We start from the raw sequence: 12,684 nt of genomic DNA, 5'->3' as shown, positions 1-12,684 counted from the left end.
GTGGTCCCCCTCCCCCTTCGGGGGAGGATCGGTTAGGACGATAGTAAGCGGTGCGCGGCATCACAGACGGCGCGGCCGAAATGCCGTGAGGGGGAAACATGGCAAAGCGTGATTATCTCAACGCCCTGATGCGCGATCTCGAATCGCACACCGAAGTTCGCCGCTTCGGCAGCGGCTGGCTGTCGGGCTTTTTCGCCCTCCTCTTTGCGGTCGTCGGCTTCGGGCTGGTGATCGCGCTGCGTTTTCCCGACTGGTTCGCGACCCCCGAGCTAGAGATCGTCAAGGATTGGGGCGGGTTTCGCGGCGTCGTGCATCTGGTGCTGCTCGCCAGCTACGCGCTCGCGCTGCTCAGCCTGTTGCTGCGGCCGCGCAAGGTGCTCGGCGCGACCGCGCTGATGATCGCGCTCGCCGCGACGCTGATCGGCGGCGCGAATGTCCAGCCGGCGGAGACGCGCGATTGGGGCATTTTCTTCGGGCTCGATTTCTTCGTCGTCAATTTGCTGATCACCGGCTTCATGTTCGCGCCGCTCGAGCGCGTCTTTCCGCATCGCCGCGCGCAGCGGCTGTTCCGCACCGAATGGCGCGAAGATCTTTTCTATTATCTGGTCAGCACGATGTTCGTGCAGGTGCTCGGCTTCCTCGCGCTCGCGCCCTCGACGATCATCAACGAGAATACGAGCAATTGGGAGGCGTTCCGCGCCGCCGTCGCCTCGCTGCCATGGATCGTCCAGTTCGCCATCGTGCTCGTCGCGTCGGACATGGCGCAATATTTCTTCCACCGCACCTTCCACCGCTACCCCTTCCTCTGGGGTTTCCATGCGGTGCACCACAGCGCGAAATCGATGGACTGGCTCGCGGGCTCGCGGATGCATTTCGCCGAGATCATCCTGCTCCGCGCGATCACCTCGCTGCCGCTCTTCACGCTCGGCTTCAGCCCCTCGGTGATGCAGGCCTATATCGGCTTCGTCTATGTCTGGTCGTCGCTGCTCCACGCCAATGTCGGTGGGAATTTCAACCGGCTGGGCCACTGGATCGCGACCCCGCGCTTTCATCACTGGCACCACGGGCTCGAGCGCGAGGCGTTCGACGTCAATTTCGCGATCCACTTCCCGTGGATCGACAAATTGTTCGGCACTTTCCATCTGCCCAAGGACCGCTGGCCCGAAAATTACGGCATCCCCGAGGATGTGCCGCGCAGCTATTGGGGCCAGCTGCTCTATCCCTGGACGCGCACGGGCAAGAAGACCGACGAGACGCCGGCCGAATAGGACCGCGCAGAGGCGCAGAGGTCGCCGAGATTTGTTCACGCGGAGGCGCGGAGGCGCGGAGAAAGAAGAAGGATCGGTGGCATGGCCGCCCTTTTCCTTCTCCTCTGCGTCCTCGGCGCGAATCGCTTCTTTTTTCTTCTCCGCGCTTCCGTGTGAACCTAAGGGCGGGGCGGCTTGCCACCCGGTTTGGTAGGGCATAAGGCCCCCGCGTGGGTCTCCTCGCCGCCTTTCGCCGTCCGGGCATCTTCCTCCTGCTACCGCTGCTGCTCGCGCTCGCCGCGCGCATCCTCGTCGCGCCGGGCTGGATGATCGAGACCGACGCGTCGGGGGCGATCATCGTGCGCGTCTGTTCGGACCCGAGTAATCCCGGCGGCACGATGACGATCCCGATCGAAAAGGTCGCGGGCCACGACGGGTCCGCCTCCGAGCAGCATTGCCCGTGGGGCGCGCTCGCGGCCGCGCCGATCGTCCCTGCCGAGCCCGCGCTGCCTGCCGCGCCGATGGTCATCGAACCCTCGCCGGTCGCGGTCCCGTCGCTCGGCTACGCCCCCGGCATCGCCTCGCCGCTGCCGCCGAGCACCGGACCACCTTCCCGGGCATGATCCGTCACCCCGGCAAAGGCCGGGGTCTCGCCCTCGCGTCTCGAGGCGCCGTCGTGATCCCGGCCTTCGCCGGAGTGACGATCAGTTGTCGTGCCGTCGCTGGCGCGACCTATGCCTGTAATCCTGGGAAGATTGTCCATGAAACACCACGCCTGCCGCGCGGCGCCTCTGCTTGCGCTCGCCCTTTCCTTGTCCACCGGCGCCCGTGCCGAGGACGACAGCATAATCATCGTCACCGCCCCCACCAACAGCGACGCCGCCGAGGATCGCGCGTCGCGCACGCCGGGCGGCACCGATGTCGTGCGTCACGAAGATTATGCCGACAAGTCGGTCGTCTCGCTCCGCGATACGCTCGCCTTCTCGCCCGGCGTCTATCTCCAGCCGCGCTACGGACAGGAGGTGCGCATTTCGATCCGCGGCTCGGGCCTGTCGCGCGGCTTCCACATGCGCGGACTGACGCTGCTGCAGGACGGGGTGCCGATCAACCTCGCCGACGACAATGGCGATTTCCAGGAGCTCGAGCCGATCTTCTTCGACCATCTCGAAGTCTGGCGCGGCGCCAATGCGCTGCGCTTCGGGTCGGGTACGCTCGGCGGCGCGGTCAACGGCGTGACCCCGACCGGGCGCACCGCCGGGGGGCTCTATCTGCGCGGTGACGTAGGGAGTTTCGACAGCGTGCGCGGCCTCGTTTCGGCGGGCGTCGCGGGGACGCGGGTCGATGGCTGGGCCGCGATCAGCGCCGACCGCTCGGACGGCGACCGGGCGCATGCGAAGCGGCGCAGCCTGCGCTTCCGCGGCAATGTCGGGCTGAAGCTTAGCGATACCGTCTCGACCCGCTTCTATGCGAGCTACAACGACATCGAGCAGGAGATCCCCGGCGCGCTGACCTTCGATCAGGCGCTGACCAGTCCGCGCATGGCCAGCGCGGCGGCGGTGGCGGGCGATCAGGCGCGCGATATCGTGTCGCTGCGGCTGCAGAACCGCACCGCGTTCGACTGGGGCGCGCTCCGGCTCGACGTCGGCGGCTTCGTCAATGCCAAGTCGCTCTATCACCCGATCTTTCAGGTGATCGACCAGGATTCGCTCGACGTCGGCGGCTTTTTCCGCGGCGACTATGCGGCGGGGCCGGTCGAGGTCGCGCTCGGTGGCGAAATCCGCCGCGGCGCCACCGACGCGCGTCAATATGCGAACATCGCCGGCCGGCGCGGCGCGCTGACCTTCGACGCCGACCAGCGGGCGCAGACCGCGACGCTCTACGGCGAAGTCCGCGTGCGGCCGGTCGAGGCGCTGACGTTGGTCGCCGGCGGCGTCTATGCCGATGGCTGGCGCGAGCGGACGGTCAATTTCTCGAGCGCCCCCGCGGCCAGCGGCCGGATCGCTTTCGACGCCTTCTCGCCCAAATTCGGGCTGCTGTTCGAACCCGCCGCCGATATCCAGTTCTTCGCCAACTACAGTCGCTCGGCCGAATTCCCGGGTTTCGGCGAGGTGTTCCAGACGATCGGCACCCCGCCGACGAGTAGTCTCGTGTCGGACATCCGCCCGCAACGGGCGTGGACCGCGGAAATCGGCACCCGCGGCAAGCGCGGTTTCGCGAGCTGGGACATTGCGCTGTATCGCTCGGCGCTGCAGGGCGAGATGCTGCAATTCACCACCAACACGAGCGTCCCCGCCGCGACCTTCAACGCCGGCCGCACGCTGCACCAGGGCGTCGAGGCCGGACTCGACCTCGCGCCAACCGGCTGGCTGCGGCTGCGGCAGGTCTATTGCTACAGCGACTTCCGCTTCCGGAACGACGCCCAGTTTGGCGACAACCGCCTGCCGGTCGTGCCCCGGCATATGTACCGCGCCGAGCTGCGCCTCGGCACCGACGCGCTGCATGTCGCGCCGAACCTCGAATGGGTGCCCGACGGACCCTTTGCCGATTACCGCAATCTGGTCCGCACGCCCGGCTATGCCTTGCTCGGCATGACCGGCGGCGCGCGGATCGCCGAGGGCATCGACGCCTTCGTCGATGTCCGCAACATCACCGGCAAGAAGGCGATCGGCGACATCAGCGCAGCGATTGCGGTAACGCCCGCGTCGGCGATCTACTACCCTGTCGAGCGCCGCGCGGTCTCCGCCGGCCTTCGCGCGCGCTTCTAAGGGGGGGCAGGGGATGACCGACACCAACCACATTCCGCTCTATCGCACGATCTGGCGCTGGCATTTCCATGCCGGGCTGTTCGTCATCCCCTTCATCCTGACCCTGTCGGTGACGGGCGCGGCCAATCTGTGCAAGCCCGAGCTCGACCGGTGGGAGGAGCGCGCCTGGCGCGACCTGCCGACGGCGGGCGCGCCGCGCTGCGCGACCTGCACGCGGTCACGGGCTTCTGGGTCTCGGGCCTCGCGGCGATCCTGCGGCTCCTCGCTGCCGCTGCTCGCCGCATCGCTGCTCTTGCTGTGGGTCGCCGAAAGGCTCATCCTGCCATGCCTGCCGCGTGCGGCCCGCTGGCTCGGAGTCGCGCGCGGGTAAAGGTTTCATTTGCAACCATCTCGTGCTAGGCTCTGGCGCATGAAAGACGGCTTTACCCACGTCCACGAAACCCCGCCGCCCGGCGCCGCGGCCGACTGGACGATTTCGCAAAACTGGGATGCCTTCACCGCCGACGAACATGCAATGTGGGACCGCCTCTTCGCGCGCCAGTCGGCGATGCTGCCGGGGCGTGCGTCGGAGGCGTTCCTGCGCGGCATCGACGTGCTGCGGCTCGAAAAGCCCGGCATCCCCGATTATCGCGAGCTCAACGCGCGGCTGACGGCGGCGACGGGGTGGCAGGTCGTCGCGGTGCCGGGGCTCGTCCCCGACGAGGTCTTTTTCGACCATCTCGCGAACCGCCGCTTCCCCGCGGGCAATTTCATCCGCACCCCCGAACAGCTGGACTATCTGCAAGAGCCCGACGTCTTCCACGACGTCTTCGGCCATGTCCCGATGCTCGCCGACCCGGTGTTCGCCGACTATATGGTCGCCTATGGCGAGGGCGGGCTGCGCAGCCTGAAGTTCGACGCGCTCAAGCAACTCGCGCGGCTCTACTGGTACACTGTCGAATTCGGGCTGATCCGCGAGGCCGGGGGCCTGCGCATCTACGGCGCGGGGATCGTGTCCTCCTATGCCGAGAGCGTCTTCGCGCTCGACTCGGACAGCCCCAACCGGATCGGCTTCGACCTCGCGCGCGTGATGCGTACCGACTACCGGATCGACGATTTCCAGCAGAATTATTTCGTCATCGACAGCCTCGATCAGCTGCTGGGCACCACGGTGAACACCGACTTCGCGCCGCTCTATGCTGCGAACGACGCGCTGCCGCCGATCGCCATCGCGGACATATTGCCCGGCGACGAGGTGATCACGCGCGGCACACAGGATTATGCGCTCGCCAAGAGCGGTTAGGCGCTACCAGCTGCCGAAGCTCGCGTCGGCCGGGTCCGAGCGGTGAAAGGCGCGCTCCTTGCGGCGATATCCGTAGCGCCGCCGCTTGACGAGCAGCAGGCACGGCCACTCGGCGCTGCCGCCGCGTGCGGCGAGACGGAAGCCATGTGCGCGATAGGCGGTGAGCACCGGCTCCATCTGGCGCGCGATCAGCCCCGCCAGGATCGCGCGGCCGCCCGGCGCGGTGGCGCTCGCGATATCGGGGGCGAGGGTGATCAGCGGACCCGCGAGGATATTGGCGATGACCAGATCATAGGGCGCGCGGTGGCGGATCGCGGGATGGTTGGTTCCCGGCGCGACCGCGACCGCCAGCCGCCCGCCGCCACGCCCCAGCGGCACGCCGTTGACGCCGGCATTGTCCCTGGTGACAAAGATGCTCGCGGGGTCGATGTCCGACGCGATCGTCCGCGCGCGCGGCCATAGCGCCATCGCGGCGAAGGCGAGCAGCCCGGTGCCGGTGCCGATGTCGGCGATGTTGCGCGCCGCGACGCCCTGCCGCGCCAGCCGGTCGAGCATCGCGAGGCAGCCCGCGGTCGTGTCGTGCCCGCCGGTGCCGAAGGCCTGGCTCGCGTCGATCAGGAAGGCGGTCGCGCCCGCGGGTACGCGGTCGGCGTGGCTGCTGGTGTGGACGAAGAAGCGCCCCGCCTGCACCGGCTCCAGCCCCTGCTGCGACAGCGTGACCCAATCCTCTTCGGGGAGTTCGGCGACGACGGGTGTGGCGCCCTTCGCGCTCGGCACCAGTGCCTGGAGCAGCTTCAGAAGCACCGCGCCCGGCTTGTCGTCCATATAGGCGTCGAGCTGCCATTGCCCGGCATCTTCGTCGATCTCGCGCGTCACCACGACGGGTGCCTCGGCCAGCGCGTCGAGCTCGGGGATTTCGCCCGACAGCGCCTCGGCCTCGGCGCGCGTGCACGGCAGCGAGACGATCCAGCTCATTTGGCGGCGGCTTCCTTCGCCAGCCGGTCGTCGAGCCGCTTCGCCGCCGCTGCGGCATAGGTCTTGCAGCCGGTCGCATCGACCAGCGGCGCTTCGCCCGCCAGCCGCTCGAACAGCGCGCTCGCGCCCGGATGCGGGGTGATCAAGAGGTCGCAGGGCAGCGTCGGCACCTTGGCAAAGGTCGCGCGCATCATCGCGACATAGTCGGGATGATCGCTGAAGCGGTAGGCATCGCCCGACACCGCCGACAGGCTGTCGACATAGGCGATGGTACGGCAATCGCCCGCCTCGCACGACCGCCAGGTCCAGCTGGTGCTGCCCGGCGTATGCCCCGGGGTCGCGTGCAGCGTCAGGCGAAGGTCGCGGATCGGAAGGGCCTCGCCGTCCTTGAGTTCGCGCGCGACCTTCACGCCGCGGAAGGGCGGGATGGCGCCGCGCTGCGGGTCGATCGCCTCGGGCTCGCCGCTGGTCAGCGTCGCCACCGCTTCCTTCCGGGCCAGCACCGACGCGCCGGTCGCGTCCTGCAGCGTTTTCAGCCCGCCGACATGGTCGAGATGCTCGTGACTCGCGAGCAGATAACGGACGTTCTTCGGGTCGAAGCCCAGCCGCTGGATATTGGCGAGGATGCCTGGCGCGGCTTCCTCGGTCGCGCCGTCGATCAGCACCAGCCCGTCGGGCGCCGCGATCAGCAGCGCGGTGATGCCGCAGGTGCCGACATAATAGGTGTTGCCGTGGATCTTGGCGGGCGGGGCAGGGTCGCTCCATCCGTCGCGGCCCTCGCAGGCGGCCGCGAGCGCCTTGCCCGTCGGGGCGGGCGCGGCGGTTGCGGGCGCCTGCTGCGGCGCGCAGCCGGCGAGCGCCAGCGCGGCGAGGATCGCGAGCCTAGCGGACATAGCTCGCCCCGTTCACGTCGAGCACCGCGCCGGTCATCGACGCGGGCGCATCCAGCGCGCACCAGCGCGCCATTTCGGCCACTTCCCTGGGCATCGCAACGCGCCCCAGCGGGATGTCGGCGAGCAATTTGTCGCCGCCGCGGCTGGTCAGATACTCCTCGGCCATGCCGGTCATGGTGAAGCCGGGGCAGATCGCGAACGCCAGGATATTCTCCTTCGCATAGGCGCGCGCGATCGTCTTGGTCATCGCGACCATGCCCGCCTTCGACGCCGCATAATGCCAGTGCGCGGGGCTGTCGCCGCGATGCGCGGCGCGGCTTGCGATATTGACGATGCGGCCCGCGGCCTTCCGCTCCTGCCAGTGCAGCACCGCGCGGCGGCAGAATAAGGCGCTCGCGGTCAGGTTGATCTGCAGCGTGCGGTTCCAGTTCGCGAGCCAGTCGGCATCCTCGGCATCGACCGAATTCGCCTCGAACACCCCGGCGTTGTTCACCAGCACGTCGATGCGGCCGTCCAACTGCGCGAGAGCGCGGTTCCAGATGCGGTCGGGGACCGCGGGGTCCGCCAGGTCGCCGTCGATGCTCGACAGCGCGATGACCTTGGTCGTGTCGGAAACCAGCGCCTCGGCGATCGCCGCGCCGATGCCGCGGCTCGCGCCGCTGATCAGGATATGGGTCTGCATGGGCTCGCCTTAAGGCAGGCGGGCGGCGATTGCCAAGTTCGAGAGACGCGACGCAACCTCTTTATTCGTCATCCCGGCGAAGGCCGGGATCTCACCGATGCGTCATTGCGATGGGGTGGGATCCCGGCCTTCGCCGGGATGACGATCCAAAAGACGTGCGTGTCAGGCCACCCGGCGGCTGAACTCGCTCGCGGCCTGTTCGAGCGACTGCAGCCGCTCGCCCATGCGCGAGAATTCCTCGCTCAGCACGCTGATCTCGCCCGCGACCATGCCCGAATCGTTGCGGATGCTCGCGATCGTCGACGACATCGAGTCGGCGGCAAGCGCGGTCTCGTCGACCGCCGCGGTGATCGAGGTGACCGTCTGCGCCTGCGCGTCCATCGCGTCGCGGATCCGCTGTGCCGACTGCTGGACCTCGACGATCGTCGCCTGGATCGACTGGTTCGCGCTCACCGACCCGCGCGTTGCCTGCTGGATCGCGGTGATCTTGCCCGCGATATCGTCGGTCGCGCGCGCGGTCTCGTTGGCCAGGCTCTTCACCTCCTGCGCGACGACGGCAAAGCCACGCCCCGATTCGCCCGCGCGGGCGGCTTCGATGGTCGCGTTCAAGGCGAGCAAATTGGTCTGCCCCGCGATCTCGCGGATCAGGCCCAGGATCGACTCGATCGATTCGGCGTGGTGCGACAGCGCTTCGGACATCGCGACGGCTTCGCCTGCCTGTTCGGAGGCGCGCGTCGCGACGCTGGCCGAGGCTTCGACCTCGCTCCGCGCATCCTCGATCGCGCGGATCAGCCCCGCGGCGGTCGAGGCGGCTTCGCGCATCGCGATCGCCGACTGTTCGGACGCCGCGGCGACCTCGCTCGTCTTGGCGATCATGCCCTTCGCCGCCTGGTCGGCCGAGGCCGCCTGCTTGGCGAGTTCGCGGCGCACCCCGTCGGTGTCCTGTACGAGCGACGCTATGGATTGGTCGAAATCGCCCGCGAGCGCCTGGCGCTCGGACGAGACGACCGCGCGGTCGAGCTTTTCGGCATAGCGCTGCATGATGTCATATTCGAGCAGGCCCAGCCGGTTCATCGCGCTCGCCAGGCGGATCAGCCGCGCCTCGTCGCCGCGGCACGCCTCGGCGATATATTCGAAGGTCAGCCGCTGGCTTTCGGCCATGCACGACAGCACCGACGCCAGCGGCAGGTTCACCCGCCGCGCCATATGCGTGTTCTGGCACGCGATCGTCGCGACTTCCTGGCCCGCGGCGTCGCGATATTTGACCGCGCTGTGGTGCGCGCTGCCGCGGACATAGCTGTCGTAGAGGTCGCCCTCGACGCGGCGGTCGACCGAGGGCAATTCGTTGAACACGTCCCAATAGGCGCGCGCGATCGCTTCCTCGCGCCCCGCGATGATCTGATAGATTTCGGCGCCGTCGGCGGCGAGCCGGCCGTCGAGGTCATAGAAGGGAAAGCGCTCCGACATCGAAATCGGGTCGATCTGCTGCTTATGAATCGGATTTTCCTTCACCATGATCCTGCTTCCCTCACCATGTTCGTGGCGCGCGGCGCTGCCGTCCGCTGTCACCGGCGAAAATCATGACCGATCTATGTGGGGAAGGGGTAAATTCGGCGTTAACCAGCCCCGCGAAATTTGGCCTCAGCCGTCGCCGCGCACCGGATAGCCCTCGAACGCCTTGATCGTGCGCAGCGCAAAGGCGCTGTGCATCGCCGCGACGCCGGGCAGGCGCGACAGGCAATGGCGGTGCAGCCGGTCGAAATCGGCGACGTTGCGCGCCGCGACGCGCAGCCGGTAATCCGACGCGCCCGACAAAAGCTGGCACTCGAGGATTTCGTCGAAACTCTTCACCGCCGCCTCGAACGCGGTCAGCGCTTCTTCGCTTTGCGAATGGAGGCTGATGTCGACGAAGACGTCGAGCCCCAGCCCGATCTTGTCGGGGGCGAGCCGCGCGGCATAGCCCGTGATGATCCCCTCGGCCTCGAGCGCGCGGATGCGGCGGTGGCAGGCCGAGGCCGACAGCCCGACCTTTTCGCCGAGCTCGGCGGCGGGGCGCGGTCCCTCGCGTTGCAGCAAGTCGAGCAGCCTTGTGTCGATCCGGTCCATGATCGTGCGCGTTTCCCGAATATGGCGCAAAAATTGTGCGTCCTTCTCGGCAATCCGCCGGCGATATGCAAGCACCTCGCGCAACAATTTTGCTATTAGCGCGTCATCACAAAAGGGTGCCGGCGGTGAGCGACCGCGGTGCCCGCGGATGGAGAGCGACCATGATCATCGGCACCCCCAAGGAAATCAAGAACCACGAATATCGCGTCGGCCTGACCCCCGAAAGCGCGCGCGAGCTTCACGTGCACGGCCACCGCGTGCTGGTGCAGACCGGTGCGGGCGAAGGGATTGGCGCGCACGACCGTTTTTATGTCGAGGCGGGCGCCGAGATCGTCGCGACCGCGGAGGAAATCTTCGCGCAATGCGACATGGTAGTGAAGGTCAAGGAACCCCAGCCCGGCGAGCGCGCGATGCTGCGCCCCGGCCAGATCCTCTACACCTATCTCCACCTCGCGCCCGATCCCGACCAGACGCGCGACCTGATGCAATCGGGCGCGGTGTGCATCGCTTATGAAACGGTCACCAGCCCGCACGGCGGCCTGCCGCTTCTGAAGCCGATGAGCCAGGTCGCGGGGCGCATGTCGATCCAGGCCGGCGCGACCGCGCTCGAGAAAGCGCATGGCGGCCGCGGCGTGCTGCTCGGCGGCGTCCCCGGCGTCGCGCCAGGCAAGGTGTGCGTGATCGGCGGCGGCGTCGTCGGCTTCAACGCCGCGCAGATGGCGGCCGGCCTCGGCGCCGACGTCACGATCCTCGACCGCGACCCCGAAGTGCTCGAACGCGTCGGTACCTTCTTCGAATCGCGCGCCAAGACGCGCTTCTCGAACCGCGCGAACCTCGCCGAATGCGTCGCCGAGGCGGACCTCGTCATCGGCGCGGTGCTGATCCCCGGCGCCGAGGCGCCCAAGCTCGTCACGCGCGACATGCTCGGCACGATGCAGGCCGGTTCGGTGCTCGTCGACGTCGCGATCGACCAGGGCGGCTGTTTCGAAACCAGCCACGCGACGACGCATGCCGAGCCGACCTATGTGGTCGACGGCATCGTCCATTACGCGGTCGCGAACATGCCCGGCGGCGTTGCGCGTACCAGCACCTATGCGCTCAACAACGTCACCCTGCCGCACGCGCTGCGCATCGCCGACCTGGGGTGGAAAGAGGCGCTGAAGCGCGACGTGCATCTTGCGCAGGGACTCAACGTCTGGAATGGTAAGGTGACGTTCGAAGCCGTCGCCGAAGCGGTCGGGACGGACTATGTGCCTGTCGCGCAGGCGCTCGCGTAAAACAAGGACTTGAGACGGACATGACTCCCCAGGACGACCTCCCCGACACCGGCACCGGCGAAGAAACCGAAAATGAGGTTCTGCGCGCCGCGCGTGAACTCCAGGCGCAAAAGGAAGCCGCCGAGGCGACCGAGGCGGCCGACAAGAGCGCGGCGGCGGGGAATGGCAAGAAGATCGGCTGGAAAACCGCCGCCGCCGCCGCGGGCATCGGCATCGGCTCGGCCGCGGTGCTGGCGGCGCTGCTTTACGCAAACCGCGGGAAGATCAAGTAGGGGGCGTTGCCTGCCGCTCCGGGTTGCGGCTTTGGGGGTGAGCGGCTTCAAAGATCCTCCCCATCGCGAAGCGTTGGGGAGGGGGACCGCGCCCGAAGGGCGTGGTGGAGGGGTCTCGACGCCGGCGATATTACCCCTCCGTCAGCGGCTAAAGCCGCTGCCACCTCCCCATGGCTTCGCCAAGGGGAGGATCTTACTGTCCGCTCCTGCCCGAACAATACCGCTCACCACCCCGCCCCCCAAAATTACTCCCTCACCATCCTAAGCATTTGCATATCCCGGCGGGAAGGCTTAACCGGCCCCATCGACCGATTAGAGTCAGAAAAGCGGGGCTGATATGGCTGGCAAGGAAACGAGCGGGCGACCGCGCTCGCCGCATTTACAGGTGTATAAATGGGGACCGGCGATGACGGTCTCGATCCTCCACCGCATCAGCGGCGACGGTCTCGCGATCGTCGGCGCCAGCATGTTTCTCTGGTGGCTTTACGCCATCGCCGCGGGGCCCGACGCCTATGCGGCCTTCTTGGCGATCGTGTGGAAGGACCCCAGCCCCGAAATCACGCTGGTCCACCAGATCACCAATATCCTGGGCAAGGTCGTGCTCGTCGGGTTGACCTGGGCCTTTTTCCAGCATCTCTTCTCGGGCCTCCGCCACTTCGTGCTCGACACCGGCGCGGGTTACGAGCTCAAGACCAACAAGCTCTGGTCGGCGGTCGTGATCGCCGCCGGGCTGTTCGCCACCGCCGCGACCTGGCTCTTCATCCTGTGGGGGAACCTCAATGGGTAACGGCACGCACCTCGGCAAGGTCCGCGGGCTCGGCTCGGCGCAGCATGGTTCGCACCACTGGCTGCAACAGCGGCTGAGTGCGCTCGGCAATCTGCTGCTCGTCGGTTTCCTTGTCGTCTCGCTCCTCCGCCTGCCGCTCGGCGACCATGACGCGGTGTCGCGCTGGGCGGCCGATCCGCTGGTCGCCTTCGCGCTGATCATGCTCGTGGTCAGCGTCTTCTGGCACCTGCGCCTCGGGCTGCAGGTGCTGATCGAGGATTATGTCCATGGCGACGCGACGCGGCTGCTCGCGCTCGTCGCATTGAATTTCTACGCGATCGGCGGCGCTGCCTTCGGGGTCTTCACGATCGCCCGCATCGCGCTGGCGCCCGTGGTGCCCGGCCCGGGGGGGATGTGAG

General features: G+C 67.7%; 14 protein-coding genes. 9 read left to right on the top strand and 5 right to left on the bottom strand.

The features are described from left to right. Positions 1-98 precede the first annotated feature (98 nt). From AC1RNQ_RS01625 to phhA, 5 genes are all read left to right on the top strand, one after another. A complete protein-coding gene (locus AC1RNQ_RS01625; protein WP_493168378.1) occupies positions 99-1,268 on the top strand; it encodes a sterol desaturase family protein in 1,170 nt (389 codons plus the stop codon). 209 nt (positions 1,269-1,477) lie between these two features. Continuing rightward, positions 1,478-1,870: a hypothetical protein gene (locus AC1RNQ_RS01620; RefSeq protein ID WP_493168375.1), complete on the top strand. Its 393-nt coding sequence runs from the start codon at positions 1,478-1,480 to the stop codon at positions 1,868-1,870. Between the two features lie 138 nt (positions 1,871-2,008). Beyond that, on the top strand, positions 2,009-4,012 hold the full coding sequence (locus AC1RNQ_RS01615) for a TonB-dependent receptor family protein (protein WP_493168373.1): 2,004 nt from the start codon (positions 2,009-2,011) through the stop codon (positions 4,010-4,012). Positions 4,013-4,025: 13 nt separating this feature from the next. Further along, positions 4,026-4,382 carry a PepSY domain-containing protein gene (locus tag AC1RNQ_RS01610; RefSeq protein ID WP_493168371.1) on the top strand — a complete coding sequence of 119 codons (357 nt, stop codon included), beginning with the start codon at positions 4,026-4,028 and terminating at the stop codon, positions 4,380-4,382. Positions 4,383-4,421: 39 nt separating this feature from the next. Further along, the gene (phhA, locus tag AC1RNQ_RS01605; protein ID WP_493168370.1) at positions 4,422-5,294 is read left to right on the top strand and encodes a phenylalanine 4-monooxygenase; all 873 of its coding nucleotides are present in this window, start codon (positions 4,422-4,424) and stop codon (positions 5,292-5,294) included. 3 nt (positions 5,295-5,297) lie between these two features. Here phhA and AC1RNQ_RS01600 read toward each other — a convergent pair whose 3' ends face one another. From AC1RNQ_RS01600 to AC1RNQ_RS01580, 5 genes are all read right to left on the bottom strand, one after another. Then, a complete protein-coding gene (locus AC1RNQ_RS01600; protein WP_493168368.1) occupies positions 5,298-6,269 on the bottom strand; it encodes a 50S ribosomal protein L11 methyltransferase in 972 nt (323 codons plus the stop codon). Then, on the bottom strand, positions 6,266-7,162 hold the full coding sequence (gene bla / locus AC1RNQ_RS01595; protein WP_493168367.1) for a subclass B3 metallo-beta-lactamase: 897 nt from the start codon (positions 7,160-7,162) through the stop codon (positions 6,266-6,268). Before bla ends, AC1RNQ_RS01600 begins: the two co-directional genes overlap by 4 nt. Continuing rightward, positions 7,152-7,844 (bottom strand): SDR family NAD(P)-dependent oxidoreductase, encoded by a 693-nt coding sequence (locus tag AC1RNQ_RS01590; protein WP_493168365.1) that lies wholly within the window; start codon positions 7,842-7,844, stop codon positions 7,152-7,154. Before AC1RNQ_RS01590 ends, bla begins: the two co-directional genes overlap by 11 nt. A 162-nt stretch (positions 7,845-8,006) precedes the next feature. Continuing rightward, on the bottom strand, positions 8,007-9,359 hold the full coding sequence (locus AC1RNQ_RS01585; RefSeq protein WP_493168364.1) for a methyl-accepting chemotaxis protein: 1,353 nt from the start codon (positions 9,357-9,359) through the stop codon (positions 8,007-8,009). A gap of 126 nt (positions 9,360-9,485) precedes the next feature. Then, the gene (locus AC1RNQ_RS01580; RefSeq protein WP_493169384.1) at positions 9,486-9,950 is read right to left on the bottom strand and encodes an Lrp/AsnC family transcriptional regulator; all 465 of its coding nucleotides are present in this window, start codon (positions 9,948-9,950) and stop codon (positions 9,486-9,488) included. 161 nt (positions 9,951-10,111) lie between these two features. On the opposite strand from AC1RNQ_RS01580, the gene ald reads away from it, so the two are divergent. The 4 genes from ald to sdhD all read left to right on the top strand — a co-directional run bounded on the left by ald (position 10,112) and on the right by sdhD (position 12,683). Beyond that, positions 10,112-11,227 (top strand): alanine dehydrogenase, encoded by a 1,116-nt coding sequence (ald, locus tag AC1RNQ_RS01575; protein WP_493168362.1) that lies wholly within the window; start codon positions 10,112-10,114, stop codon positions 11,225-11,227. 20 nt (positions 11,228-11,247) lie between these two features. Beyond that, entirely contained in the window at positions 11,248-11,499 is a 252-nt protein-coding gene (locus AC1RNQ_RS01570) for a hypothetical protein (RefSeq protein ID WP_493168361.1), read from the top strand. Between the two features lie 337 nt (positions 11,500-11,836). Beyond that, positions 11,837-12,286, top strand: a complete 450-nt coding sequence (sdhC, locus tag AC1RNQ_RS01565; protein ID WP_493168359.1) for a succinate dehydrogenase, cytochrome b556 subunit — start codon at positions 11,837-11,839, stop codon at positions 12,284-12,286. Further along, positions 12,279-12,683, top strand: coding sequence for a succinate dehydrogenase, hydrophobic membrane anchor protein (gene sdhD / locus AC1RNQ_RS01560; RefSeq protein ID WP_493168358.1), 405 nt, complete (start codon positions 12,279-12,281; stop codon positions 12,681-12,683). The genes sdhC and sdhD overlap by 8 nt, the downstream gene beginning before the upstream one ends. The last annotated feature ends 1 nt before the right edge of the window (position 12,684 follow it).

It is taken from the genome of Sphingopyxis sp. GW821-FHT12F08 (genome assembly GCF_058806755.1).
This window is presented reverse-complemented; position numbering and strand designations above follow the sequence as displayed.